The 24,346-nt window shown below is 64.1% G+C and carries 22 protein-coding genes; 11 read left to right on the forward strand and 11 right to left on the reverse strand.

From position 1 onward, the window contains the following. Positions 1-77 precede the first annotated feature (77 nt). The gene (locus ACNFCH_RS04295) at positions 78-1,283 is read left to right on the forward strand and encodes a cysteine desulfurase (RefSeq protein ID WP_337158195.1); all 1,206 of its coding nucleotides are present in this window, start codon (positions 78-80) and stop codon (positions 1,281-1,283) included. Next, a complete protein-coding gene (locus ACNFCH_RS04300) occupies positions 1,280-1,690 on the forward strand; it encodes a SufE family protein (RefSeq protein ID WP_337158196.1) in 411 nt (136 codons plus the stop codon). Before ACNFCH_RS04295 ends, ACNFCH_RS04300 begins: the two co-directional genes overlap by 4 nt. 167 nt (positions 1,691-1,857) lie before the next feature. Here ACNFCH_RS04300 and tcdA read toward each other — a convergent pair whose 3' ends face one another. Next, positions 1,858-2,667: a tRNA cyclic N6-threonylcarbamoyladenosine(37) synthase TcdA gene (gene tcdA, locus ACNFCH_RS04305; protein ID WP_337158197.1), complete on the reverse strand. Its 810-nt coding sequence runs from the start codon at positions 2,665-2,667 to the stop codon at positions 1,858-1,860. Positions 2,668-2,915: 248 nt separating this feature from the next. On the opposite strand from tcdA, the gene ACNFCH_RS04310 reads away from it, so the two are divergent. From ACNFCH_RS04310 to ACNFCH_RS04325, 4 genes are all read left to right on the forward strand, one after another. After that, on the forward strand, positions 2,916-5,507 hold the full coding sequence (locus ACNFCH_RS04310; RefSeq protein ID WP_416742327.1) for a glycosyltransferase: 2,592 nt from the start codon (positions 2,916-2,918) through the stop codon (positions 5,505-5,507). A gap of 192 nt (positions 5,508-5,699) precedes the next feature. Next, positions 5,700-6,851 carry a succinyl-diaminopimelate desuccinylase gene (gene dapE / locus ACNFCH_RS04315; RefSeq protein ID WP_337158199.1) on the forward strand — a complete coding sequence of 384 codons (1,152 nt, stop codon included), beginning with the start codon at positions 5,700-5,702 and terminating at the stop codon, positions 6,849-6,851. Then, positions 6,851-7,663: a putative RNA methyltransferase gene (locus ACNFCH_RS04320; protein WP_337158200.1), complete on the forward strand. Its 813-nt coding sequence runs from the start codon at positions 6,851-6,853 to the stop codon at positions 7,661-7,663. Before dapE ends, ACNFCH_RS04320 begins: the two co-directional genes overlap by 1 nt. Positions 7,664-7,682: 19 nt before the next feature. Beyond that, positions 7,683-8,060, forward strand: a complete 378-nt coding sequence (locus ACNFCH_RS04325) for a hypothetical protein (RefSeq protein ID WP_416742328.1) — start codon at positions 7,683-7,685, stop codon at positions 8,058-8,060. Positions 8,061-8,129: 69 nt separating this feature from the next. Here ACNFCH_RS04325 and ACNFCH_RS04330 read toward each other — a convergent pair whose 3' ends face one another. After that, positions 8,130-8,339 carry a cold-shock protein gene (locus tag ACNFCH_RS04330; RefSeq protein WP_011535295.1) on the reverse strand — a complete coding sequence of 70 codons (210 nt, stop codon included), beginning with the start codon at positions 8,337-8,339 and terminating at the stop codon, positions 8,130-8,132. Positions 8,340-8,570: 231 nt separating this feature from the next. Here ACNFCH_RS04330 and plsB point away from each other — a divergent pair, with 231 nt between their 5' ends. From plsB to ACNFCH_RS04345, 3 genes are all read left to right on the forward strand, one after another. After that, positions 8,571-11,057, forward strand: coding sequence for a glycerol-3-phosphate 1-O-acyltransferase PlsB (gene plsB, locus ACNFCH_RS04335; protein ID WP_416742329.1), 2,487 nt, complete (start codon positions 8,571-8,573; stop codon positions 11,055-11,057). Between the two features lie 171 nt (positions 11,058-11,228). After that, a complete protein-coding gene (locus ACNFCH_RS04340) occupies positions 11,229-11,627 on the forward strand; it encodes a YbaY family lipoprotein (protein WP_337158202.1) in 399 nt (132 codons plus the stop codon). 35 nt (positions 11,628-11,662) lie between these two features. Continuing rightward, a complete protein-coding gene (locus ACNFCH_RS04345; protein ID WP_416742330.1) occupies positions 11,663-12,352 on the forward strand; it encodes a DUF4197 domain-containing protein in 690 nt (229 codons plus the stop codon). Between the two features lie 165 nt (positions 12,353-12,517). Here the strand turns inward: ACNFCH_RS04345 and ACNFCH_RS04350 are convergent, their stop codons facing one another. Both ACNFCH_RS04350 and ACNFCH_RS04355 read right to left on the reverse strand, forming a co-directional pair. Then, complete coding sequence (locus ACNFCH_RS04350; protein ID WP_416742331.1) at positions 12,518-15,571, reverse strand: efflux RND transporter permease subunit; 3,054 nt, start codon at positions 15,569-15,571, stop codon at positions 12,518-12,520. Positions 15,572-15,577: 6 nt separating this feature from the next. Continuing rightward, positions 15,578-16,678 carry an efflux RND transporter periplasmic adaptor subunit gene (locus tag ACNFCH_RS04355; protein WP_416742332.1) on the reverse strand — a complete coding sequence of 367 codons (1,101 nt, stop codon included), beginning with the start codon at positions 16,676-16,678 and terminating at the stop codon, positions 15,578-15,580. Positions 16,679-16,847: 169 nt separating this feature from the next. Here ACNFCH_RS04355 and ACNFCH_RS04360 point away from each other — a divergent pair, with 169 nt between their 5' ends. Beyond that, complete coding sequence (locus ACNFCH_RS04360; RefSeq protein WP_323114584.1) at positions 16,848-17,489, forward strand: TetR/AcrR family transcriptional regulator; 642 nt, start codon at positions 16,848-16,850, stop codon at positions 17,487-17,489. 1,067 nt (positions 17,490-18,556) lie between these two features. Here the strand turns inward: ACNFCH_RS04360 and ACNFCH_RS04365 are convergent. After that, positions 18,557-19,318, reverse strand: coding sequence for a class I SAM-dependent methyltransferase (locus ACNFCH_RS04365; RefSeq protein ID WP_416742333.1), 762 nt, complete (start codon positions 19,316-19,318; stop codon positions 18,557-18,559). A 115-nt stretch (positions 19,319-19,433) separates the two neighbouring features. Here ACNFCH_RS04365 and ACNFCH_RS04370 point away from each other — a divergent pair, with 115 nt between their 5' ends. After that, entirely contained in the window at positions 19,434-20,057 is a 624-nt protein-coding gene (locus tag ACNFCH_RS04370) for an energy transducer TonB (protein ID WP_416742334.1), read from the forward strand. Between the two features lie 2 nt (positions 20,058-20,059). Here the strand turns inward: ACNFCH_RS04370 and ACNFCH_RS04375 are convergent, their stop codons facing one another. From ACNFCH_RS04375 to adk, 6 genes are all read right to left on the reverse strand, one after another. Further along, positions 20,060-20,749 carry an extensin family protein gene (locus tag ACNFCH_RS04375; protein ID WP_416742335.1) on the reverse strand — a complete coding sequence of 230 codons (690 nt, stop codon included), beginning with the start codon at positions 20,747-20,749 and terminating at the stop codon, positions 20,060-20,062. Positions 20,750-20,755: 6 nt separating this feature from the next. Beyond that, positions 20,756-21,586: an isocitrate lyase/phosphoenolpyruvate mutase family protein gene (locus ACNFCH_RS04380; RefSeq protein ID WP_337158209.1), complete on the reverse strand. Its 831-nt coding sequence runs from the start codon at positions 21,584-21,586 to the stop codon at positions 20,756-20,758. A 32-nt stretch (positions 21,587-21,618) separates the two neighbouring features. Continuing rightward, entirely contained in the window at positions 21,619-22,488 is an 870-nt protein-coding gene (locus ACNFCH_RS04385) for a DUF72 domain-containing protein (protein WP_337158210.1), read from the reverse strand. A gap of 3 nt (positions 22,489-22,491) precedes the next feature. Continuing rightward, positions 22,492-22,779 (reverse strand): hypothetical protein, encoded by a 288-nt coding sequence (locus ACNFCH_RS04390; protein WP_196162799.1) that lies wholly within the window; start codon positions 22,777-22,779, stop codon positions 22,492-22,494. A gap of 129 nt (positions 22,780-22,908) precedes the next feature. Beyond that, positions 22,909-23,583 (reverse strand): tRNA (adenosine(37)-N6)-threonylcarbamoyltransferase complex dimerization subunit type 1 TsaB, encoded by a 675-nt coding sequence (gene tsaB, locus ACNFCH_RS04395; protein WP_337158211.1) that lies wholly within the window; start codon positions 23,581-23,583, stop codon positions 22,909-22,911. 88 nt (positions 23,584-23,671) lie between these two features. Beyond that, positions 23,672-24,322: an adenylate kinase gene (adk, locus tag ACNFCH_RS04400; RefSeq protein WP_043213782.1), complete on the reverse strand. Its 651-nt coding sequence runs from the start codon at positions 24,320-24,322 to the stop codon at positions 23,672-23,674. Between the last annotated feature and the right edge of the window lie 24 nt (positions 24,323-24,346).

The following is a 24,346-nucleotide window of genomic DNA, read 5'->3' on the forward strand; positions in this document are numbered from 1 at the left end:
ACCTGCCCGGGTTTGAAGTGATAAGATCGGGGCTGACGTCGTGTCAGTCCCGATTTTTCATTCCAGGCCCCGCGATCATGTTCCAGCCCTCCCCCTGGCGTGCCGACTTCCCCGCCATCGCCGCCCTGCAACGCCAGCACCAGACCTACCTGGACAGCGCCGCCACCACCCAGAAGCCCCAGGCCTTGCTCGATGCCCTGAGCCACTACTACGGTCATGGCGCGGCCAATGTGCATCGTGCCCAGCATTTACCCGGCGCACTGGCGACCCAGGCCTTCGAGGCCAGCCGCGATAAAGTTGCCGCCTGGCTCAACGCCGCCGATTCCCGGCAGATCGTGTTCACCCATGGCGCCACCTCGGCCCTCAATCTGCTTGCCTATGGCCTGGAATACCGCTTCGAAGCGGGCGACGAGATCGCCATCAGCGCCCTTGAACACCACGCCAACCTGCTGCCCTGGCAACAATTGGCGCGTCGCCGCAACCTGCGCCTGGTGGTGCTGCCACTGGATGAACACGGCCGCATCGACCTGGACCAGGCCCTGCAACTGATCGGCCCACGCACCCGCCTGCTGGCAGTCAGCCAGCTGTCTAACGTGCTTGGCACCTGGCAGCCATTGCCGGCGCTGCTCGCCCATGCGCGTGCCCAAGGCGCGCTGACCGTGGTCGACGGAGCCCAGGGCGTGGTGCATGGCCGCCATGATGTGCAGCAGCTGGGCTGCGACTTCTACGTGTTCTCCAGCCACAAGCTCTATGGCCCTGAAGGTGTCGGCGTACTCTATGGCCGCCAGCAGGCGCTGGAGCAACTGCGCCATTGGCAGTTTGGGGGTGAGATGGTGCAACTGGCCGACTACCACAGCGCCAGCTTCCGTCCCGCGCCGCTGGGCTTTGAGGCCGGCACGCCGCCGATCGCGAGCGTCATCGGGCTTGGGGCGACACTCGATTACCTGGCCAGCCTCGATGCCACGGTCGTGACCCACCACGAAACCAGCCTGCATCAATACCTGCTGCGTGGCCTGGGCGATCGCGAAGGCGTCCGCATCCTGGGCACGCCACAAGCGGCCTTGGTGAGCTTTGTGGTGGAAGGTGTGCACAATGCCGATATCGCCCACCTGCTCACGGAGCAAGGCATCGCCGTACGAGCTGGCCATCACTGCGCCATGCCGCTGCTCAAAGGGCTGGGCCTGGAGGGGGCAATCCGCGTCTCCCTGGCTTTGTACAACGACAGCGACGACCTGCAGCGATTCTTCGACGCCTTGGATCAAGGCCTGGAGCTGCTGCGATGAGCCTGCCCATCGCCGCCAGCCAAGCGCTGGAGCACTTCGAGCAAGCCCGGGGCTGGGAGCAACGGGCGCGGTTGTTGATGCAGTGGGGCGATCGCCTGGAGCCGCTGACAGAGGCACAGAAGACCGAAGAGCATCGTGTGCACGGCTGCGAAAGCCTGGTGTGGCTGGTGGCCGAGCACAACGATGGCCAATGGCACTTCAAGGCCAGCAGCGACGCGCGCCTGCTGCGCGGGCTGTTGGCACTGTTGCTGGTGCGGGTGCAAGGCTTGCCCAATGAACAATTGGCGCAGGTCGATCTGCGTGGCTGGTTTACCCAGCTGGGGCTGGAACGTCAGCTCTCGCCGTCACGCAGCAATGGCTTGCATGCGGTGTTGCAGCGGATGGCTGAGTTGGCGGCTTGCCCGTGATTCGGCGCTACGCTCTTCGCGGGTGAACCCGCTCGCCCACAGGTTCTGTATTGCTCTCAAACATACCGCTGTGCCTGTAAGAGCCGGCTTACCCACGAAGGGTGCCTGAGGCCACCATCATCCGTCGCCCTTCGCGCCCACGAGGCAGTCGGCGAACGATCACCGGCTCACTCGGCCTTGATCCGCTCCGACGGCCGCCGGGCACCGCCCACCAGTTTTTCCACCGCCTTGCTCGCCGCGACCATGCCAAAGGTCGCGGTGACCATCATCACGGCCCCGAACCCGCCCGAACAGTCCAGCCGGACGCCCTCGCCCACGAAGCTCTTCTGCAGGCACACGCTGCCATCGCCCTTGGGGTAACGCAGTTGCTCGCTGGAGAACACACAGGGCACCCCGTAGTTGCGCGACACGTTGCGCGAGAAGTTGTAGTCACGCCGCAGGGTCGAGCGTACCCGCGAGGCCAGCGGGTCATTGAAGGTCTTGTTGAGATCGCCGATCTGGATCTGGGTCGGGTCGATCTGCCCGCCCGCGCCACCAGTGGTGACGATGGCGATCTTGCGACGCCGGCACCAGGCGATCAACGCGGCCTTGGCCATCACACTGTCGATGCAGTCGATGACGCAATCGAGTTGCTCGGTGATGTACTCGATCATGGTGTCGCGAGTGACGAAGTCGGCCACCGCATGCACGGTGCACGCCGGGTTGATCGCCCGCAGGCGCTCGGCCATGACCTCGACCTTGGGCCGTCCGACCTGCCCTTCCAGGGCATGGGCCTGCCGGTTGGTGTTGCTCACGCAGACATCGTCCAGATCGAACAGGGTGATCTCGCCTACACCACTGCGGACCATGGCTTCTGCGGCCCAGGACCCGACCCCGCCGATACCGACGATCGCCACGTGGGCCTGGCGCAGGCGCTCCAAGCCTTGCTCGCCATACAGCCGGGCAACGCCGGCGAAGCGTGGATCTTCTGTGCTCATGCTCACCCCCTGAAAAAACGGCGCGCATTATATGCCAACGGGCTCGTCCCGGGGCTGTCGCGCTGCCCGATCGTGGCACCAAGTTGCCCTCAGCCGGGGGCTGGTTAGTAAAGCCCCTACAAATCCTGCTTTAATATCCCACTAATCGCAGTGGTCCTGAGCAATAGCCGAGCGGCTTCAGAACTTCATCTCCAGCGGGAAATCCAAGCCATTGCCCGCCCCGCTCTCCTTCGGAATCTGAAACACCTATGTCATCACGCAAATTCGGTCTCAACCTGGTGGTGGTCCTGGCTATTGCCGCACTGTTCACTGGTTTCTGGGCACTGATCAACCGCCCGGTGTCCGCCCCCGCCTGGCCGGAACAGATCTCTGGTTTTTCCTATTCGCCGTTCCGCCTGGGGCAAAGCCCGCAAAAGGGGCAGTACCCCAGCGACGAGGAGATCCGCCAGGACCTGGAGCAGATGAGCAAGCTGACCGACAGCATCCGCATCTACACCGTCGAGGGCACCCAGGCCGACATCCCGCGTCTGGCTGAAGAACTGGGTCTGCGCGTCACCCTGGGCATTTGGATCAGCCCCGATCTGGAGCGCAACGAACGCGAAATTGCCAAGGCGATCGAATTGGCCAATACCTCCCGCAGCGTAGTCCGGGTCGTGGTAGGGAACGAGGCGCTGTTCCGTAAAGAGGTGACGCCCGAGGCGCTGATTGCCTACCTGGACCGGGTGCGCGCGGCGGTCAAAGTGCCGGTCACCACCAGCGAGCAATGGCATATCTGGAAGGAAACACCGGAACTGGCCAAGCATGTCGACCTGATCGCCGCGCACATCCTGCCCTATTGGGAATTCGTGCCGATGAAGGATTCGCTGCAGTTCGTTCTCGACCGTGCCCGCGAACTCAAGCATCAATTCCCACGCAAGCCATTGCTGCTTTCTGAAGTCGGCTGGCCAAGCAATGGCCGCATGCGCGGCGGTGCCGACGCCACCCAGGCCGATCAGGCCATCTACCTGCGCACGCTGGTCAATACACTCAACCGGCGCGGCTACAACTACTTTGTCATCGAGGCTTACGACCAACCCTGGAAAGCCAGCGACGAAGGTTCGGTGGGCGCGTACTGGGGCGTGCACAACGCCGCGCGCCAGCAGAAGTTCAACTTCGAGGGGCCGGTCGTGGCCATTCCGCAGTGGCGCGCCCTGGCGGTGGCATCGGTAGTACTGGCGATGATCGCCCTGACCGTGCTGCTGATCGATGGCTCGGCGCTGCGCCAGCGCGGTCGAACCTTCCTCACGTTCATCACCTTCCTGTGCGGGTCGGTGCTGGTGTGGATCGCCTATGACTACAGCCAGCAATACAGCACCTGGTTCAGCCTGACCGTGGGCGTGCTTCTGGCCCTGGGCGCACTGGGCGTGTTCATCGTGCTGCTGACCGAAGCCCACGAACTGGCCGAAGCGGTCTGGATCCACAAGCGTCGGCGCGAGTTTCTACCGGTGCAAGGCGATTCGGCCTACCGGCCCAAGGTGTCGATCCATGTGCCGTGCTACAACGAGCCGCCGGAGATGGTGAAGCAGACCCTGGACGCCCTCGCGGCACTGGACTACCCGGACTACGAAGTCCTGGTGATCGACAACAACACCAAGGACCCGGCCGTCTGGGAGCCGCTCAAAGCGCACTGCGAGCGCCTGGGCGAGCGCTTCCGCTTCTTCCACGTCGCGCCGCTTGCCGGCTTCAAGGGCGGCGCACTGAACTACCTGATCCCTCATACGGCCAAGGACGCCGAAGTGATCGCGGTGATCGACTCGGACTACTGCGTCGACCGCAACTGGCTCAAGCACATGGTGCCGCACTTCGCCGACCCGAAGATCGCCGTGGTGCAGTCGCCCCAGGACTACCGCGACCAGCACGAAAGCGCCTTCAAGAAGCTGTGCTACAGCGAATACAAAGGTTTCTTCCACATCGGCATGGTCACCCGCAACGACCGTGACGCGATCATCCAGCACGGCACCATGACCATGACCCGTCGCTCGGTCCTGGAAGAGCTGGGCTGGGCCGAATGGTGCATCTGCGAGGACGCCGAGTTGGGGCTGCGGGTGTTCGAGAAGGGGCTGTCGGCCGCCTATGCCCACAACAGCTACGGCAAGGGCCTGATGCCCGACACCTTCATCGACTTCAAGAAGCAGCGTTTCCGCTGGGCCTACGGCGCGATTCAGATCATCAAGCACCACGCCGCCGCCCTGCTGCGCGGCAAGGGCAGCGAACTGACCCGCGGCCAGCGCTACCACTTCCTGGCCGGCTGGCTGCCGTGGATCGCCGACGGCATGAACATCTTCTTCACGGTCGGCGCCCTGCTCTGGTCGGCGGCGATGATCATCGTTCCGCAGCGGGTCGACCCGCCGCTGATGATCTTCGCCATCCCGCCGCTGGCGCTGTTCTTCTTCAAGGTTGGCAAGATCATCTTCCTCTATCGCCGCGCGGTGGGCGTGAACCTCAAGGACGCCTTCGCCGCGGCCCTGGCGGGGCTTGCGCTGTCGCACACCATCGCCAAGGCCGTGTTGTATGGGTTCTTCACCAGCAGCATGCCGTTCTTCCGCACCCCGAAGAATGCCGACAGCCATGGCTTGCTGGTGGCGCTTTCGGAGGCGCGCGAGGAGTTGTTCATCATGCTGCTGCTCTGGGGCGCGGCGCTGGGCATCTATCTGGTCCAAGGCTTGCCGGGGGCGGACATGCGCTTCTGGGTGGCCATGCTGCTGGTGCAATCGCTGCCCTACCTGGCGGCCTTGGTGATGGCGATGCTGTCGTCCTTGCCAAAGCCCGGCGATGAGGCCGTCGAGGCCAAGGCAACCTGACCCCGGTGACTGGCCAGGGCTGCGCCCTGCTTCGCGGGTAAACACGCTCCTGCACGGTTGGCGGTGATCTCTGCAGGAGCGGCCTTGTGTCGCGAAAGGGCCGTTCAGCGGCCCCATTCCCAGTGCCCGTCGTACTCGTTTGATATAAGATAACGCCCCTGTTTCCCGCCCGCCTTGCCCCCGGAGTCCTTCATGACGGCCCCAGCCGAGCTTTCGCCCACCCTTCAACTGGCCTGCGACCTGATCCGTCGCCCCTCGGTCACTCCCGTCGATGCCGATTGCCAGGCCCAGATGATGCAGCGCCTGGGCGCCGTCGGCTTCGAGCTCGAACCGATGCGTATCGAGGACGTGGACAACTTCTGGGCCACCCACGGCAACCAGGAAGGCCCGGTGCTGTGCTTTGCCGGCCACACCGACGTGGTCCCCACCGGCCCCGTGCAAGCCTGGCAACATGAGCCCTTCGAAGCCCTGATCAATGCCGATGGCATGCTCTGCGGCCGTGGCGCCGCGGACATGAAAGGCAGCCTGGCCTCGATGGTGGTGGCCAGCGAACGCTTCGTGCGGGACTACCCGGACCACCGCGGCAAGGTCGCCTTCCTGATCACCAGCGACGAGGAAGGCCCGGCGCACCATGGCACCAAGGCCGTCGTCGAGCACCTGAAGGCACGCAACGAGCGCCTGGACTGGTGCATCGTGGGCGAACCTTCCAGCACCAGCCTGCTGGGCGATGTCGTGAAGAACGGCCGTCGCGGCTCGCTCGGCGCCAAGCTGACCGTGCGCGGCAAGCAGGGCCACGTGGCCTACCCACACCTGGCGCGCAACCCGATCCACCTGGCCGCACCGGCCCTGGCAGAACTGGCCGCCGAGCACTGGGACGAAGGCAATGCGTTCTTCCCGCCGACCAGTTTCCAGATCTCCAACCTCAACGCCGGTACCGGCGCCACCAACGTGGTGCCAGGCGAGCTGACAGCGTTGTTCAACTTCCGCTTCTCCACCGAATCCACGGTCGAAGGCCTCCAGGCGCGTGTGGCGGCGATCCTCGACAAGCATCAGCTCGAGTGGAGCATCGACTGGGCATTGTCGGGCCTGCCCTTCCTGACCGAACCGGGCGAGCTGCTCGACGCGGTGTCTTCGAGCATCAAGGCCGTCACCGGCCGCGAGACCCAGCCGTCGACCAGCGGCGGCACCTCCGATGGCCGCTTCATCGCCACCATGGGCACCCAAGTGGTCGAGCTGGGCCCGGTCAATGCGACCATCCACCAGGTAGACGAACGCATCCTGGCCAGTGACCTGGACCTGCTGACCGAGATCTACTACCAGACCCTGGTACGGTTGCTCGCCTGATGCTCGCCTGCCCCCTCTGCCAGGCCGTCTTGACGCGGCTCGACAATGGCGTCGCGTGCCCCGCCGGGCACCGCTTCGACCGCGCCCGTCAGGGTTACCTGAACCTGCTGCCGGTGCAGCACAAGAACAGCCGCGACCCAGGCGACAACCAGGCAATGGTCGAAGCCCGCCGCGATTTCCTCGACGCCGGCCACTACGCGCCGGTCGCCCGGCGCCTGGCTGAACTGGCCTCCGAACGCCAGCCTGGCGCCTGGCTCGACATCGGTTGCGGCGAAGGCTATTACACCGCGCAGATCGCCCAGGCACTGCCACAGGCCCAAGGCTATGCGCTGGATATCTCCCGCGAGGCAGTCAAGCGCGCCTGCCGCCGCGCCCCCCAGGTGACCTGGATGGTCGCGAGCATGGCCCGCGTGCCCCTGCTCGATGCCAGTTGCCAGTTCATCGCCAGCGTGTTCAGCCCGCTGGACTGGCAAGAGGCCAAGCGCCTGCTCAGCCCCGGCGGCGGCCTGATGCGGGTGGGGCCGACCAGCGGCCACCTGATGGAGCTGCGCCAGGTGCTCTACGATGAAGTGCGCCCTTACGCCGATGACAAGCATTTGGCCCTGATCCCCGACGGCATGCATCACGCCCATGGCGAAGTACTGGAGTTTCGCCTGAGCCTGGCCGAGCCCAAGGCCCGCGCCGACCTGCTGGCCATGACCCCGCATGGCTGGCGCGCCAGCGCCGAAAGACGCGCGCGGGTGATCGAGCAGCCCGAGCCGTTCGACGTGACGGTTTCCATGCGTTATGACTATTTCGTGCGCCAAGACTGAGCACACCCGGAGCCTTTTTATGCGCCAACCCGATATCGAGATCTACCTCAAGGACACTGACGTCGACCACAAGCAAGTGGCCGAATGGCTCAGCCAGGCATTGGGCGTTTGCAGCGAATGGCAGCAACGTGGCCAGACCTGGAAATGCATGGCCGGTAACATTCCGGTCACCTGGGTACCCAAGGCTGTGGGGAAATGGAACAGCCTGTTCCTCGAAAGCGACCAGACGCCATGGGACGACGACATCGCCTGTGCTCGCGCCGCCTACGCCGCACTGGGCGTCGAAGTGCGCTGCGCGCCGGGCAGTTGGGCCGAGGAAGATGGTGAAGAAGATGCCGATCGCTGGATCCGCATCAGCGCCGACGGTGAACAGGAAATCACCTGGCGCACCCACTGATGTTTCTGGCGACAAGCTGCAAGCTCCACGGACAGCTTGCAGCTTGAAGCTTATCGCTTCAGACGGCGGTCACAGACCGACGACGTCCTCAGCCTGCAGGCCTTTCTGGCCCTGCACGAGTGCATATTCCACTTGCTGTCCCTCGACCAGGGTGCGATGCCCCTCACCGCGGATAGCACGATAGTGGACGAAGACATCCGCACCACCTTCGCGCTGAATGAAGCCATAACCCTTGGCATCGTTGAACCACTTCACATTCCCAGTCTCACGAGACGACATCTGAACTACTCCGGATTTTTATTTTGAAGATCGCCTTGCAAGCACGGGGTCACCACCCCGTGCCGACGCAGCTCGCAGAAATATCTTGCAAGCTGCGGACCGAGTATATGACACCGAACAAAAAAATTTCATGACTGGGCGTCGAATTGGCGAATTTTGCCGAACTTGCACAGATACGGCAGACTTACTGGCTGGAATGTCACTTAAAAATCTCACCCAGGGCACACACCCATGACCCGTTCCCCCCTGCGCCGAATGATCTTCGGCGCCTTGCGTCGCCTGTTGTACCTGTGGGTGCGCTCCGAGACCATCAACCAGTCGTCCCTGTCCCTCAAGCTCGACCGCAGTCGCCCGGTGTTCTACGCATTGCCTTCGCCCTCGCTGACGGACCTTGCCGTCGTCGATCGCGAATGCACCAAGGCGGGGCTGCCACGTCCCGTGCTGCCTGTCACCGTCGGCTCGCTGCAAGAGCCTGCGGCCTTCTTCTACCTGACGCCTGACCCGGACTGGCTCGGCCGCCACGACAAACGCGGCGCGCCTCCAACCCTGGAGCGTCTGGTCGGCGCCGTGAGCCAGCACCCCGAGGAAGACGCACAGATCATTCCGGTCAGCGTGTTCTGGGGCCAGTCGCCGGCCAGCGAGTCCAGCCCCTGGAAACTGCTGTTCGCCGACAGCTGGGCGGTCACCGGGCGCTTGCGCCGTTTGCTCACGGTGCTGATCCTGGGGCGCAAGACCCGTGTGCAGTTTTCCGCGCCGATCCACCTGCGCGAGCTGGTCCAGCACAACAAAGGCCACGAGCGCACCGTGCGCATGGCCCAGCGCATCCTGCGCGTGCACTTTCGCAACCTCAAAACCGCCGTCATCGGCCCGGATATTTCCCACCGACGTAACCTGGTCAAGGGCTTGGTCCATGACCCGTTGGTGCGCCAGGCGATCACCGACGAAGCCGAGCGAGAGAAGATTCCCTACGCCAAGGCAGAAGCCCAGGCCCTGCGGTACGGCAATGAAATCGCCTCGGACTACACCTACACGGCGATCCGCTTCCTCGAGGTGGTGCTCAGCTGGTTCTGGAACAAGATCTACGACGGCATCAAGGTCAACCACATCGAGCAGGTGCAAGGCATCGCACCGGGACACGAGGTGATCTACGTCCCCTGTCACCGCAGCCACATCGACTACCTGCTGCTGTCGTACCTGTTGTTCCGCAACGGCCTCACGCCCCCGCACATCGCCGCCGGCATCAACCTCAACATGCCGGTGATCGGCGGTCTGCTGCGCCGTGGCGGCGCCTTCTTCATGCGCCGGACCTTCAAGGGCAACCCGCTGTACACAGCGGTGTTCAACGAGTACCTGCACACCTTGTTCACCAAGGGCTTCCCAGTGGAGTACTTCGTCGAAGGCGGGCGCTCGCGCACCGGGCGCATGCTGCAGCCGCGCACCGGAATGCTGGCCATCACCTTGCGCAGCTTCCTGCGCTCATCGCGCACGCCGATCGTCTTCGTGCCGGTGTACATTGGCTACGAACGCGTGCTCGAAGGCCGTACCTACCTGGGCGAACTGCGCGGGGCGAGCAAGAAGAAGGAGTCTATCTTCGACATCTTCAAGGTCATTGGCGCCCTCAAGCAGCGTTTCGGCCAGGTCTACGTCAACTTCGGTGAGCCGATCCGGCTCAACGCCTTCCTCGACCAGCAGCAACCCGGCTGGCGCGAGCAGGCCCTGGGCCCCCAGTTCCGCCCGGACTGGTTGAACGAAACCACCACCCGTCTAGGCGAAACCGTGGCCCGCCACCTGAACGAGGCGGCGGCGATCAACCCGGTCAACCTGGTGGCCCTGGCGCTGCTGTCCACCAGCCGTCTGGCCCTGGACGAACGCGCCCTGACCCGAGTGCTGGACCTGTACCTGGCCTTGCTTCGCCAGGTGCCCTACTCGCCACACACCACCCTGCCGGAGGGTGACGGCTCGGCCCTGATCGAACATGTCAGGGGCATGGACCTGCTCTCGGAGCAAAAGGACGCCCTGGGCCGCATCCTTTACCTGGATGAAGCCAATGCGGTGTTGATGACCTACTACCGCAACAATGTCCTGCACATCTTCGCCCTGCCGGCCTTGCTGGCGAGCTTCTTCCTGAGCAGCTCGCGCATGAGCCGCGAACTGGTCGGCCAGTACGTCAGGGCGCTGTATCCCTACCTGCAGGCCGAACTGTTCCTGCGCTGGACACCCGAGCAACTGGACGACGTCATCGACCAGTGGCTCGATGCGCTGGTGGAGCAAGGGCTGCTGCGCCTGGAGAACGGCGTCTACCTGCGCCCGGCACCCAGTTCGCGGCAGTTCGTGCTGTTGACCCTGCTGGCGCGGACCATCACCCAAACGTTGCAGCGCTTCTACATGGCCACGTCCCTGCTGCTCAACAGCGGCCAGAACACCCTGAGCGCCGAGGAGCTGGAAGACCTGTGTGTGATGATGGCCCAACGCCTGTCGATCCTGCATGGCCTGAACGCCCCGGAGTTCTTCGACAAGACGCTGTTCCGCCATTTCATCCAGACCTTGATCAGCCAGGATGTGCTGCGCCCCGACAGTCAGGGCAAGCTGGGCTATCACGACAAGCTCGGCGAACTGGCCGAGGGCGTGGCCAAGCGTGTGCTGTCGGCCGAGCTGCGCCTGTCGATCCGCCAGGTGGCACTGCATCGCGATGAATCGGTGGAATTGGCCTCCGCCTGAGGCCGAATCAAGTCATGGGCCGTTGCGCGGCCCTTTCGCGATACAAGGCCGCTCCTACACGCTGCGCTGTAGCTACAGCTGCCTGGCGGCGCCAACGCTGAATCCTGCGGAAAAATCCGCTAAAGTCCTTGAGGTTGGCCAAAAGCCAACGCCAAGGACACCGGAGATTCCATGAAAAAACGCTTCATGCTGTGTGGCGTATCCCTGCTCGCAGCCTGCACCAGCAACACCCCCTCCCACCAGGCGAGCCTGGATGGCGAAGTCTTCTATCTGCAGCGCATGGCCCTGCCGCCTGCGGCCACCCTGAGCGTGAGCCTGCAGGACGTGTCGCTGATGGACGCCCCCGCGGTTACCCTGGCCAACCAGGCCGGCCCAGTGAAGGGCAATGTCCCGCTGCCGTTCCACCTCACCTACGACCCGAGCCAGATCAAAGCCGGCCACCGCTATGCGGTCAGCGCGCGCATCGAGCTGGACGGCAAGCTGCTGTTCATCAATACCGAACACCATGGCGTGAACCTCGACGGCAGCGACCCGCAGCCTGTGCGCATCAAGGTCGACCCGGTGCGCTGAGCCCGCCCTCTCCCAGCTATAAGGAAATACCCAGCATGATTCGCACCTCCCTGCGCTTCACCACCCTGTGCGCCGGCCTGCTGCTGTCGGCCAGCGCACTGGCCCTGTCGCTCGGCGACCTGAGCCAGAAAGATGCCACCGGCGGCCTGAAGGACGCCCTGACCCAAGGCGCCCAGATCGCCGTCAAGCAACTGAGCACCCCTGGCGGCTTCAGCAACAACCCGGATGTGCGCATCGAGTTGCCAGGCAACCTCGGCAAGGCCGCCAAGGCCATGAAGATGTTCGGCAAGGGCGAGCAGGTCGAAGCCCTGGAAAACAGCATGAACAAGGCGGCCGAAGCGGCAGTGCCGCAGGCCCAGGCGATCCTGGTCGATGCGGTCAAGAAGATGACCGTCACCGACGCCAAGGACATCTTGAACGGCGGCCAGGACTCAGCCACCCAGTACCTGAACAAGAGCAGCCGTGAAGAGATCCGCGCCAAGTTCCTGCCAATCGTCAAGCAAGCCACCGACAAGGTTGGCCTGGCGCAGCAGTACAACAACTTCGCCGGCCAGGCCGTGGCCCTGGGCGTGGTGGACGCCAAGAGCGCGAGCATCGAGAACTACGTGACCGAGAAAGCGCTCGATGGCCTGTTCGAGATGATCGGCAAGCAGGAGCAGAGCATTCGCCAGAACCCGGCGCAGGCCGCGACCAGCCTGGCCAAGAAGGTCTTCGGCGCCCTCTGACCGTGCAGCCCCTTCGCGAGTAAACCCGCCCCACAGGGTCAGCGTCGATCCCTGTGACCGCGTGAGGGCTTGGGGCTGCTCACAGGGATTGCGCCGCTCTAAAGACTTGCGCAACCCCTGTGGGGTTTACCCGCGAATGGAGGGCAAAGCCCTCCCCGTTGATCTTCAGCCCTTCCTGACCCTGAACCACGCCGCATACAGCGCCGGCAGGAACAACAGCGTCAGCGCGGTCGCCACGATCAATCCGCCCATGATCGCCACCGCCATCGGCCCGTAGAACACGCTGCGCGACAGTGGAATCATCGCCAGCACCGCCGCCAGGGCCGTGAGCACGATCGGTCGGAAGCGTCGCACTGTGGCTTCGATGATCGCCTGCCAGCGATCCAGCCCCGCCGCGATGTCTTGTTCGATCTGGTCCACCAGGATCACCGAGTTGCGCATGATCATCCCCGCCAGGGCGATGGTGCCGAGCATGGCAACGAAGCCAAAGGGCTGGCGGAACACCAACAGGAACAGGGTCACGCCGATCAGCCCCAAGGGCGCGGTGAGGAACACCATCACCGTGCGCGAGAAACTGCGCAACTGCACCATCAGCAACGTCAGCACCACCACGATGAACAGCGGCATGCCGGCGTTCACCGAACGCTGTCCGCGCTCGGAGTCCTCGACCGCACCACCGACTTCCAGCAGGTAACCCTCTGGCAAGACATCACGCACCGGTTGCAAGGTCGGCAGGATCTGCTTTACCAGCGTCGCCGGCTGCTCCTTGTCGTAGATGTCGGCGCGCACGGTCACCGTGGGCAGACGGTTGCGGTGCCAGATCACCCCTTCTTCAAAGCCGTATTCCAAGGTCGCCACCTGGGAAAGCGCCACGCTCTGGCCATTGTCGGTGGGCAGCGCCAGACTGCCGAGGTTGCCCAGCTCGCGGCGTTCCTGGTCGGTGCCGCGCAGCAGGATCTCGATCAGTTCGTTGTCTTCGCGGTACTGGCTGACCGTCGTGCCGGTCAGTGAGCTGCGCAGGAAGCTCGACAGGTGCGCGGTGCTCACCCCCAGGGCGCGGGCACGGTCCTGGTCGATCTCGAGGAACACCGCCTTGCTCGGCTCCTCCCAATCCAGGTGCACGTTCACCACATGGGGGTTCTCGCGCACCTTGACCGCCACCTCCCGTGCCAAGGCACGGACCTTCTCGATATGCTCGCCCGTCACCCGGAACTGCACCGGGTAGCCCACCGGCGGTCCGTTCTCCAGACGAGTGACCCGCCCCCGCAGCTCAGGGAACCGTGCATCCAGCGTTGCGATCAGCCAACTGCGCAGGGCTTCCCGCGCTTGCAGGTTCTCGGCCAGGACCACGAACTGGGCAAAGCTCGCCGCGGGCAGTTGCTGGTCCAACGGCAGGTAGAAACGCGGCGAACCTGTGCCGATATAGGCCACATAGTTGGCGATGCCATCTTGCTGCTTGAGCAGCGTCTCCAGGCGCTTGACCTGCTCGGTCGTGTTGGCCAGCGATGCACCTTCGGTGAGCTTGAGATCGACCATCAGCTCAGGCCGGCCCGAAGCCGGGAAGAACTGCTGGGGCACGAAGCGGAACAGCAGGATGCTGCCGACGAAGGCCGCGCCCGTCAGCACGATCACCGTCTTGCGTCGGCGTACGCACCACTCCACCACGCGGCGCACGCGTTGGTAGAACGGCGTGCCATACGGGTCCGGGCCATGCCCGCCGTCGGCGTGACGCTTGGCCAGGTCTGGTAGCAGACGGTCGCCCAGGTAGGGCACGAAGACCACAGCGGCCACCCAGGACGTCAGCAAGGCGATGGTCACCACCTGGAAGATCGAACGGGTGTATTCGCCGGTACTGGAGGCCGCCGTGGCGATCGGTAGAAAGCCCGCCGCCGTGATCAAGGTGCCGGTGAGCATCGGGAACGCCGTGCTCGACCAGGCATAGCTCGCGGCCTTGAGCCGGTCGAAGCCCTGCTCCATCTTGATGGCCATCATCTCCACGGCAATGATCGCGTCATCCACCAATAGCCCCAATGCCAGCACCAGTGCCCCGAGAGAGATCTTGTGCAGGCCGATACCGAAGTAGTGCATCGTGGCGAAGGTCATGGCCAGCACCAGCGGAATGGCCAGGGCCACCACCAGCCCGGTGCGCAGGCCCAGGGAGAAGAAACTCACCAGCAGCACGATGGCCAGGGCCTCGACCAGCACTTGGACGAACTCCCCCACCCCGGCCTTCACCGCGGCAGGCTGATCCGACACCTTGCGCAGCTCCATGCCCGCCGGCAGGTTGCGCGCCAGGCGGGCGAACTCACCCTCCAGGGCCTTGCCCAGCACCAGGATATCGCCACCGTCCTTCATCGAGACTGCCAGGCCGATAGCGTCCTCGCCCATGAAGCGCATGCGTGGCGCAGGAGGGTCGTTGAAGCCGCGATGCACCTCGGCCACATCCCCGATGCGGAAGGTGCGATCACCCACACGGATCGGGAACTGACGAATCTGCTCGACGCTGTCGAAACGCCCGCTGACGCGCAGTTGCAGGCGCTCGCTCGGGGTCTCGAAGAAGCCTGCGGTACTCACTGCGTTCTGCTCGCTCAGCGCCTGCTGCACCGCCTGCAATGGCACGCCTAGGGTGGCCAGCTTGAGGTTTGACAGCTCGATCCAGATCTTTTCGTCCTGCAGGCCGATCAGCTCGACCTTGCCCACATCCTTGACCCGCTGCAGCTGGATCTGGATTCGGTCGGCGTAGTCCTTGAGCACCGCATAGTCGAAGCCTGGGCCTGTCAGGGCATAGATGTTGCCGAAGGTGGTACCGAATTCATCGTTGAAGAACGGCCCCTGAACCTCCGGTGGCAAGGTATGGCGAATGTCCGCGACCTTCTTGCGGATCTGGTACCACAGCTCGGGGATGGCATCGGAGTGCATGGAGTCCCGGGCCATGAACGTCACCTGGGACTCGCCTGGACGCGAGAACGACACGATCCGCTCGTACTCGCCGGTTTCCATCAGTTTCTTCTCGATGCGCTCGGTGACCTGCCGGGAGACCTCCTCAGCAGTGGCACCGGGCCAGATCGTACGGATGACCATGGCCTTGAACGTGAAGGGTGGATCCTCGCTTTGCCCCAGCTTTGTGTAGGACATCACGCCAATAGCGGCCAGGAGGATCATCAGGAACAGCACGATCTGCCGGTTGCGCAAGGCCCAGGCGGAAAGGTTGAAACCCATCGGGACTTACTCCTTGGTCACCAGGTTCACATCACGGTTGGAGCGGTCCACGGGCCGGACTTGCTGGCCCTCACGCAACACATGCCCCCCTGCGGCCACCAACCAGTCATCCGCCTCCAGGCCTTCGAGCACCGGCACGCTGTCATCGCCATAGGGGCCCAAGCGCACCACCGCGCGCTCGAGGCGGTTGTCCTTGCCGATGCGCCAGACGTAGGCCTGGCCCTGTTCGGCCGTGACCGCCGAAAGCGGTACCGACAGCGGCGCGCGTTCGGCGTGGGCGATGAACACACGAGCACTCTGCCCCAGCTCGGCCGGTGTGCCGGAGGTGGTGAAGGCAATCCGCGCGGCATAGGTGCGTGAGCGAGGGTCGGCCGCCGGAGACAGCTCACGGAGGCGCCCCGGATAGCGCGCGTTCGGGTGCGACCACAGCTCCACGCTCACCGCTTGCCCCACGCCAAAGCGGGCAAACTGCTGCTCCGGCAGGCCAATGAGCACTTCCCGCTCACCATCGGCGGCCAGGGTGAACACCGTCTGACCGGGCGCAACCACCTGGCCCACCTCGACCTGACGCTTGGCGATCACACCGGCCTGGGGAGCCCGTAACACGGCGTACTCGGCCTGGTTGCCGGCCACATCGAATTCCGCCTTGGCCTGCTTGAGACGCGCCTGACCTGCACGGTAGAGGTTCTCGGCGTTGTCGTACTGCGAACGGCTGACCATCTGTCGCTCCAGCAGCTTCTGGTAGCGATCGCGCTCGGCCCGCACCAGGGCCAGGTTGGCTTCGGCGGCGGCGAGCTGGGCGCGGTTGGCCTCCAGTTGCAGGCGGACGTCCTGTGGGTCGAGCTCGGCCAGCGGCTGGTCGGCCTTGACCCGCTGTCCCTCCTCCACCAGACGCTTGCTCACCTTGCCGCCAATACGAAAGGCCAGCTCCGGTTCGAAGCGGGCTCGCACCTCGCCGGGATAACTGTCGGCCGAAGCGACTGCTGGCTGAGGCTGGACCACCAGAGCCGGACGCGGCGCCGCTGGGGCCGCGGTTTCCTGACCACAGGCGACCAGCAGCAGCGCCAGAGTAGCGGGCAAAACGATGGGCAAGGTATGACGCAACATGATGGATGTCCTTTCGCGAAGCGCGTCTCGAATATTTATACTGGCGAGTATATTAAATCAGGACCTCGTGGTCGGGAAGCGGGCAGCGCAGAGAAAACGTATCGACGACATGACGCCCGTAGCAGCCGGATGGGTCGCGACCCGTTAAGATGGGGCTCTTTTCATCACGATGCGGATTCCCATGTCCAACGACGCACCCACTGGCCCTGGCCGACCCAAGGACCTGGCCAAGCGCGAGGCTATCCTCGAAGCCGCCAAGACCCTGTTTCTGAGTCTTGGCTATGCCAACACCAGCATGGATGCGGTCGCTGCGGCGGCAGGTGTTTCAAAACTCACGGTCTACAGCCATTTCAACGACAAGCAGACCCTGTTCGGTTCGGCGGTCATGGCGACGTGCCAGACCCAACTGCCCGACCTGATCTTCGAGTTGCCCGAGGACGTGCCGCTGGAACAGGTGCTGCTGAACATCGCGCGGGGGTTCCAGGCGTTGATCAGCAGTGACGAGTCGGTGAAGTTGAGTCGGTTGATCATTGCCCTGGGGAACCAGGACCCTGGGTTCGGTGAATACTTCTGGGAGGCGGGGCCCAAGCGGGTGCTGGCGGGGATGGAAGCGCTGCTGCGTGGTGTCGCGCAGCGGGGGTTGTTGGCGATCGACAATCCGTTGCGGGCGGCGGAGCATTTCTTCTGTCTGGTGAAGGGCGCGCCGGATTATCGGTTGCTGTTGGGGTGCGCGCCGGCGTTGACGGGGGATGAGGCGGAGGCGCATGTGCGGGAGGTGGTTGGGTTGTTCATGCGGGGGTATCGGGTTTAAGGGCTTGGGCTTGGGCTTGGGCTTGGGCTTGGGCTTGGGCTTGGGCTTGGGCTTGGGCTTGGGCTTGGGCTTGGGCTTGGGCTTGGGCTTGGGCTTGGGCTTGGGCTTGGGCTTTCAGATTGTGTGAATATCCGGTGTTGGTGGTGGCGCCACTGGCGCTTTTCGCCTTTACGGCGACCTACTTTTGCTCTTGGGCAAAAGTAGGCAAAAACCGCAGGCTCCCACATACGGCCCGGCGCTTCGCACCGGGTTCCCTCGTTGCGGTGTCTTGCGGGGCTTCGCGGCCTCCGGCTGGCTACGCCAGCCTCCATCTCGCGACTTCGGCTCCCGCCGAAGGGCGCTGCGCGCCTGCCCCTACAGACACCTACACTCGGCCTCCTGAGGTCGCGATTGGTGGCGCCTGGACTACCGCGCATCAAAAGCAACAGCAACGGCAAACAAGCTGATTAATTTGTTGTTTGTGCCGGTCTTTTCGCGGGTAAACCCGCTCCCACAGGTACAGCGCCGCTCTCATGGGCAGCGGTGAACCTGTGGGAGATTCTCTGGTGCCGGACAAGCTTGAATCGCCTTCAGTTGCTATTCCTTGACACTTTTCAGCCGTGCAAATACCAGCTCTGGCGCAGTTCCCACAGACACAGCGGTGTTGTTGAGAACACCGGAGAACCTGTGGGAGCGGGTTTACCCGCGAATGGGCGGAACATACCCCACAAAAACCACTGAATGAAACAACGCCAGCCCAGACGCCACCCGTAACTTGCGCCCCATCAGCAGGCCGAGCGGAGGTGTCTGTAGGGGCAGGCGCGTAGCGCCCTTCGGCATGCGAGATGGAGGCTGGCGCAGCCAGCCGGAGGCCGCGAGGCCCCGTAAGGCACCGCAGCGAGGGAACCCGGTGCGAAGCGCCGGGCCGTATGCGGGGGCGCAGCGGCTTTGGTTACTTTGGCCACCAAGACCAAAGTGACCCGCCGTAAGGGCGCAAAGGTGACTAAGCGTCACCCCAAAAAACGGATAAGCCCACAAACCTCAAAACCACAACCCAGCCCCAGCCCCAGCCCCAGCCCCAAACCTAATCAAGCCTTGAGCGCCTTCTTGGGATAAATGTCATACCGACTCGATTTCCCCTCCAAACTGTGACTCGGCTTGGGCCCGTCGATTATGGGCGCCTTGCGCGGTCGCTTGACCACCACCCGGTGTGAGGCCAACGCCAACGCCGCCTCCAGCAACGCCGGCGCATCCAGGTCATCGCCGACCAAGGGCCGGAACACTCGCATTTCCTTCTTCACCAGCGCGCTCTTGTCCCGATGCGGGAACATCGGATCCAGGTAGATCACCTGCGGAGGCTCTCCTTCCCACCCCCGCATGCGTTCGATGGCATTGCCGGTCAGCAGACGCATGCGCTCGACGATCGCACCCACTTCTTCATCCCCACGCGCTCGCGCCAGCCCATCCTCGAGCAAGGCAGCAATCAACGGCTGGCGCTCGATCAGGGTCATCTGACAACCCAGGCTGGCCAACACGAAGGCATCCTTGCCCAACCCAGCCGTGGCATCGAGCACCTGGGGGCGTACGCCCTGGGCGATGCCGACGGCCTTGGCGATCATCTGCCCGTTGCCCCCACCATAGAGCCGCCGATGCGCCGCCTGTCCCTCGACGAAGTCGACCCGCACCGGCCCTGGTGCCTGCGGCCCCAACTGCTGGATCTGCAACCCCTCGGGCCCGACCTGCACGGCAAATCCCGCCTCATCATCCACAAGCGGCACGCCCAGGCGCTCGGCCCACGCCTCTGCCTGGGCCTGGAACTCAGCCGACAACGCCTCGACCCTGATACCCATGCCCTGCTCTAGCTCCACCATCGGTTCCCGCACTCGAAAAAATTAATGAAATCCCGGCCACCGCCGATACACGCAGTATCCGCTATTCTGCCAGAGCACAACGCGCGCGACTGCCATGTCAGAAACCCTTCCCATCGGCTTGACCTACCTGTCGCCTGTCGGCAACTACGGTCGAAAGAACACCCAGGCACTCGGGGGCGTCAGCCACCTGTGGCAGGACTTCTTCGCCCGCGCGTTGGCTGAGCAGCAAGGAGCAGAGTCGGACCCGGTCAGCCAGGCCATTGCCCAGCAGATCGACAAGGACAGCGGTGAACCGCTGGGCGGCGTGCGCACCTTGGCGCAGATCCACGTCCAGCGCAGTTGCGATGTCCATGACAGCGAGATCAAGCCGCCCGAGCCGTTGTTCCTGCCCAAGGCCGAGTTCGAGACAGAGCTGCTGGAAAACGCGCCCGAGCCCTTCAGCACCGCCGAACTGATCGAACAACAGCGCCAGCTCGACTTGAGCAACAGCTGGTTGCGTCCAGTGGTCATGAGCCAGGGCCATCCGCTGCCCGAGCCTGGCCCGGCACCGTCGCCGCGGGCGTTGTTCCTGCCCATCGCCGAGTTCGAAACGGACCTGCTGGACAAGGCCCCCGAGCCCTACGACGAACCCACCCTGACCAAGCAGCAGAACGACCTGGAGTTCGACCTGCACTGGGCGCGCCCGGTGGTGCTGAACAACGTGCGCACGCACGCCTGAGTTCAGCGACAGACCTGCCAGAACCCCATATCCAGATGAAAGTGGTTGTGGTGCGCCGCGTTGTAATCCGGCCCCAGCACTGTACTGAAACTGTTGCAGGCCGCTTCATGGACCTCCCGTAGAAACGCCGCTTTCTGCCCACTGCCCTGCCAATCCTGCGCCAACACGATGCGTCGCCCATCCTTGAGGCGAAAGCCCGTGATATCCAGTGCATTGGCGCTGGCATGCTGGCTGAGCCGCCCCTGCTTGCGGTGATAGACATTGCGGCAGGCAAAGCTGCCCAAATGCTCGACCTGGGCCACAGGCTGGCCAAAAAACCGCTGCGCCGCGGGCTGCAGGCCATGGTTTTCGAACAGGGCATAGGCCACCGCCAATGGACAGGACGCCAGGAAGCTGCTGCTCAGACGCGCCTCGCCCGCTTCGATACGCCATACGTTGCGCAGCGGGCAGTTGGCGGTGGGGGCGCTGTCGGCCTGTTGGCGGTAGCGCAAGGCCGACGTCTGCAAGGCCTCCTGACACAAGCCAGGGTTCTCCCGCAGGCGCGCAAGCTTGTAAGGCGTCAACAGGTTGGGCGGCTGCCTCACATCCAGCACCGCCCAAGGGTTCCACGCCGCAGGTGGGCGCCAGCCCAGGTACCAGGCCAAACCCGCCATCAGTAGCAGGCAGGCACTGGACAGTACGGCAGCGCGCATGGCGGCTCAGCGACGGAACAGGTCGTTGAGCTCGGCGAACGGCAAGGCCTGCGCGCTGTAGTCGAACGTGCCTTGATCGCGGATCTCCAGCGCCGCCCGCTGAAACGCACCCAAGGCGGCACGCGCGAGCGAGGAGCCTACGCTGATGCGCTTCACGCCCAGATCCTGCAACTGGTTAACACTCAGCGGCACACCCGCCAGGCCCATCAGTACATTGACAGGCTTGGGCGCGACCGCCTGCACCACCGCGCGGATTTCATCGACATTGCGAAGGCCAGGGGCGTACAGCACATCCGCCCCGGCCTCGGCATAGGCCTGAAGGCGGCGGATGGTGTCATCCAGATCCAGGCGGCCATGCAGCAGGTTTTCCGCGCGAGCGCAGAGAGTGAAGGGAAAGGGCAATGCACGGGCCGCCTGCACCGCAGCGCGCACGCGCTCCACGGACAGGCCGAAGTCATAGATGGGGTCATCGGGGCGGCCGCTGGCGTCTTCGATCGAACCACCCACCAGCCCTGCCTCGGCCGCCCGCTGGATCGTCTCGGCGCACGCCTGCGGCAGATCACCGAAGCCGTTCTCGAGGTCAGCGGCCACGGGCAATGGCGTGGCGTCGACGATCGACTGGGCATTGCCCAGGGTTTCCTCCAGGCTCAAGGCACCTTCGGCATCCGGTCGCCCCAGGCTGAACGCAAAACCTGCGCTGGTGGTCGCCAAGGCCTCGAAGCCGAGGCTTGCCAGCAGTCGAGCGGAACCTGCGTCCCAGGGATTGGGAATGACGAAAGCGCCCTCGCGTTCATGCAAGGCCTTGAAGGCTTCGGCTCGCAGGGTTTGCACATCCATGATCACAACCTCCGGCAGCTAGTCAGGAGTCGTCAGAGTAGTCCCAGTTGTTCGACCTCGGGAGCACGCGGCAATTCCCGCAAAGGGGCAAGCCCCGGCAAACGCGCCATCAGGCGCTCATGAAAACGCTGGGCCAGTGCTGCAGCCTGAAGGTTGTCGGCGGTATGCAAAAAGACGTAGGGGCTGCGCCCTTCTTCGATCCAGTCGCCGACCTTTTCCACCCAGGGCGTGAGAAAGGTCTCGTTAGCCTCCAGCAGCGGATGCCCGATGAACCGAACCTGAGGGTGCTGGCTGAAAGCAGCCGGGCGTGGCGGAACCCGCGGCTTCTTGGACTGGGCATGCAATACGCCCGGCTCGCGCGAGGTGCAACTGAACAGCGCCCGGGGGTCCAGGCAGATGCGTTCGACACCCCGCTCGTGCAACAGCCGATTGAGCAGGCGCTCTTCTTCTCCACGGGCGAAAAACGCCTCGTTGCGCACCTCGACCGCCACCGGCACGCCGATCTGATCGAGAAACTGGCACAACTCGCCGAGCCGCGAAGGGCCGAACTGGGCCGATAGCTGTACCCAGTACGGCGAAACACGCTCGCCCAACGGCGCCATCAGGCGAGTGAACGCGAGCGCGGACTCCAGATGCTCACGCAGGTCACCCTCATGGGTCACATCGCCCGGAAACTTGGCCGTGAAGCGAAAATGCGCGGGCATGACCTGCGCCCAGCGCTCCACCGTGGCAGGCGCGGGGCGGGCATAGAAGGTGGTGTTGCCTTCGACGGCATTGAAGACCTGACTGTACAGGCCAAGGAATTCAGCAGGACGGGCGTCGGCGGGATAGAGGTAGTCGCGCCAGGCGTTTTCGCTCCAGGACGGACAACCGAGAAAATAAGGCAGGGGCGATGGATTCATCCATCAAATGTACAGGTCCAGCCCCAGCACTTCCATCTCCCAGTCGGTGAAGCCAGCGGTGGCCAGGTAGCTGGCCAGCGCGGTTGCGGTGCGCCGATCACGGGCACGGGGGAAGATCAGGTCCTGCTGGCGGGCCGGCAGACCACCGGAGCGGCGGTTGGTGCGAGCCTCCTGAGGGACTTCGACGTCTTCGACCAGTTCGGCGTCGTCGATGTTCTCGTCGCGCACCGGTGCCTTGCGCGGGGTGCGCTTGATCGGATAGGACTGCGAAGAGAAACCGTCGATACGCATGGACAGAGTACTCAGGATCAATGATGGCAATTTAGCAGCATCAGAGATCCCTCGCTAATGCCCAATTGATAACTGGACCACAGTTCGTACAAAAGGTTGCGACGTCGGTGCCTCGGACGACGAGAGGCTTCAGCGCGCCTTGGGTGTCGCTACATTATCGCGCAGATACACAGGTTGCGCCTGCTCGGCAGGAATCGCCTCACCGCGCGCCCAGGCGAAGCGGGCCAGTTCGAGGATATCCAGGGCATTGGGCAGCAGGCTGGCGTCGCTTGCGTTCACCGCCACCGTCAGACGCTCGCCATAACCCCATCCGGTGCCGGCGCCGAACCACTCCCCGGTGCTGGCGTCTGGCAGTTGTGCACGCTCCGGCGGCAGCACTGCCTCACGTCCTACCAGGCGCATTTCACCTTCGTGGGCCTGGTAGCAGCCCCAGTACACCTCATCCATGCGCGCATCGATGGCGGCGGCGACGTGCTGGACGCCGCGTTCGCGCAGCGCGCCCTGGGCCAGTGCAGCCAGGTTGGAGACCGGCAGCACCGGACGCTCGAGGGCGAAGGCCAGGCCCTGGACCACACCGATGGCGATCCGTACCCCGGTGAACGCCCCTGGGCCACGACCGAACGCAATGGCTTCCACGTCGCTGAGCGCCACGCCCGACTCGGCCAGCAACTGCTTGATCATCGGCAGCAGCTTTTGCGCATGCATGCGCGGGATCACCTCGTAATGGCTGGTCACCTTGCCGTCATGCAGCAGAGCGACGGAACAGGCTTCGGTAGCGGTATCCAGGGCCAGCAGGGTGGTCATCGAACGAGGTATCCAGGCAGCAGGGAAAAGAGCGGCAGTATAAACGACAACGGCCCGCAAGCGGGCCGTCGTGACACACGGTGGTGGATCAGCTCAGGGCTGCCAGCACCTTGGCGGTGATCGCCTCGACCGAGCCGACACCTTCGATGTGGCTGTACTTCGGCTTGCCATTGTTGGCGGCCGAGAGCTTCTGGTAGAAGTCCACCAGCGGCTTGGTCTGGCTGTGGTAAACCGACAGGCGATGACGCACGGTCTCTTCCTTGTCGTCATCACGCTGGATCAGGTCTTCACCGGTGACGTCGTCCTTGCCTTCCACTTTCGGCGGGTTGTGCTGAATGTGGTAGGTGCGGCCCGAAGCCAGGTGCACACGGCGACCGGCCATGCGGCCGACGATCTCTTCGTCGTCAACGGCGATCTCGATCACCGCGTCGATGTCGACACCTGCGGCGACCATGGCTTCGGCCTGGGGAATGGTGCGCGGGAAGCCGTCGAACAGGCAGCCCTTGGCGCAATCCGGCTGGGCGATGCGCTCCTTGACCAGGCTGATGATCAGCTCGTCGGAAACCAGCTGGCCGGCGTCCATGACTTTCTTGAGTTCCAGGCCCAGCGGAGTGCCGGCCTTGACGGCGGCACGCAGCATGTCACCGGTGGAGATCTGTGGAATACCGAACTTCTCGGTGATGAACTTTGCCTGAGTACCTTTACCGGCCCCGGGAGCTCCCAGCAGAATTACGCGCATCTTGTGCTCCTCATATTTTTCTAT

This window comes from Pseudomonas sp. NY15354 (genome assembly GCF_048068075.1).
In the GTDB taxonomy this organism is placed as follows: Bacteria; Pseudomonadota; Gammaproteobacteria; order Pseudomonadales; family Pseudomonadaceae; genus Aquipseudomonas; species Aquipseudomonas guariconensis_C.

What these genes read in the sequence shown, in the direction of transcription:
- dapE (WP_337158199.1), top strand. Translation starts at nt 5,700, where the DNA reads ATGACGGCCCCAGCCGAGCTTTCGCCCACCCTTCAACTGGCCTGCGAC.
- ACNFCH_RS04295 (WP_337158195.1), top strand. Translation starts at nt 78, where the DNA reads ATGTTCCAGCCCTCCCCCTGGCGTGCCGACTTCCCCGCCATCGCCGCC.
- ACNFCH_RS04345 (WP_416742330.1), top strand. Translation starts at nt 11,663, where the DNA reads ATGATTCGCACCTCCCTGCGCTTCACCACCCTGTGCGCCGGCCTGCTG.
- ACNFCH_RS04325 (WP_416742328.1), top strand. Translation starts at nt 7,683, where the DNA reads ATGCGCCAACCCGATATCGAGATCTACCTCAAGGACACTGACGTCGAC.
- ACNFCH_RS04340 (WP_337158202.1), top strand. Translation starts at nt 11,229, where the DNA reads ATGAAAAAACGCTTCATGCTGTGTGGCGTATCCCTGCTCGCAGCCTGC.
- ACNFCH_RS04320 (WP_337158200.1), top strand. Translation starts at nt 6,851, where the DNA reads ATGCTCGCCTGCCCCCTCTGCCAGGCCGTCTTGACGCGGCTCGACAAT.
- ACNFCH_RS04360 (WP_323114584.1), top strand. Translation starts at nt 16,848, where the DNA reads ATGCGGATTCCCATGTCCAACGACGCACCCACTGGCCCTGGCCGACCC.
- ACNFCH_RS04365 (WP_416742333.1), bottom strand. Translation starts at nt 19,318, where the DNA reads ATGGGTATCAGGGTCGAGGCGTTGTCGGCTGAGTTCCAGGCCCAGGCA.
- adk (WP_043213782.1), bottom strand. Translation starts at nt 24,322, where the DNA reads ATGCGCGTAATTCTGCTGGGAGCTCCCGGGGCCGGTAAAGGTACTCAG.
- ACNFCH_RS04300 (WP_337158196.1), top strand. Translation starts at nt 1,280, where the DNA reads ATGAGCCTGCCCATCGCCGCCAGCCAAGCGCTGGAGCACTTCGAGCAA.
- tsaB (WP_337158211.1), bottom strand. Translation starts at nt 23,583, where the DNA reads ATGACCACCCTGCTGGCCCTGGATACCGCTACCGAAGCCTGTTCCGTC.
- ACNFCH_RS04330 (WP_011535295.1), bottom strand. Translation starts at nt 8,339, where the DNA reads ATGTCGTCTCGTGAGACTGGGAATGTGAAGTGGTTCAACGATGCCAAG.
- ACNFCH_RS04355 (WP_416742332.1), bottom strand. Translation starts at nt 16,678, where the DNA reads ATGTTGCGTCATACCTTGCCCATCGTTTTGCCCGCTACTCTGGCGCTG.
- tcdA (WP_337158197.1), bottom strand. Translation starts at nt 2,667, where the DNA reads ATGAGCACAGAAGATCCACGCTTCGCCGGCGTTGCCCGGCTGTATGGC.
- ACNFCH_RS04385 (WP_337158210.1), bottom strand. Translation starts at nt 22,488, where the DNA reads ATGAATCCATCGCCCCTGCCTTATTTTCTCGGTTGTCCGTCCTGGAGC.
- ACNFCH_RS04350 (WP_416742331.1), bottom strand. Translation starts at nt 15,571, where the DNA reads ATGGGTTTCAACCTTTCCGCCTGGGCCTTGCGCAACCGGCAGATCGTG.
- ACNFCH_RS04375 (WP_416742335.1), bottom strand. Translation starts at nt 20,749, where the DNA reads ATGCGCGCTGCCGTACTGTCCAGTGCCTGCCTGCTACTGATGGCGGGT.
- ACNFCH_RS04370 (WP_416742334.1), top strand. Translation starts at nt 19,434, where the DNA reads ATGTCAGAAACCCTTCCCATCGGCTTGACCTACCTGTCGCCTGTCGGC.
- plsB (WP_416742329.1), top strand. Translation starts at nt 8,571, where the DNA reads ATGACCCGTTCCCCCCTGCGCCGAATGATCTTCGGCGCCTTGCGTCGC.
- ACNFCH_RS04310 (WP_416742327.1), top strand. Translation starts at nt 2,916, where the DNA reads ATGTCATCACGCAAATTCGGTCTCAACCTGGTGGTGGTCCTGGCTATT.
- ACNFCH_RS04380 (WP_337158209.1), bottom strand. Translation starts at nt 21,586, where the DNA reads ATGGATGTGCAAACCCTGCGAGCCGAAGCCTTCAAGGCCTTGCATGAA.
- ACNFCH_RS04390 (WP_196162799.1), bottom strand. Translation starts at nt 22,779, where the DNA reads ATGCGTATCGACGGTTTCTCTTCGCAGTCCTATCCGATCAAGCGCACC.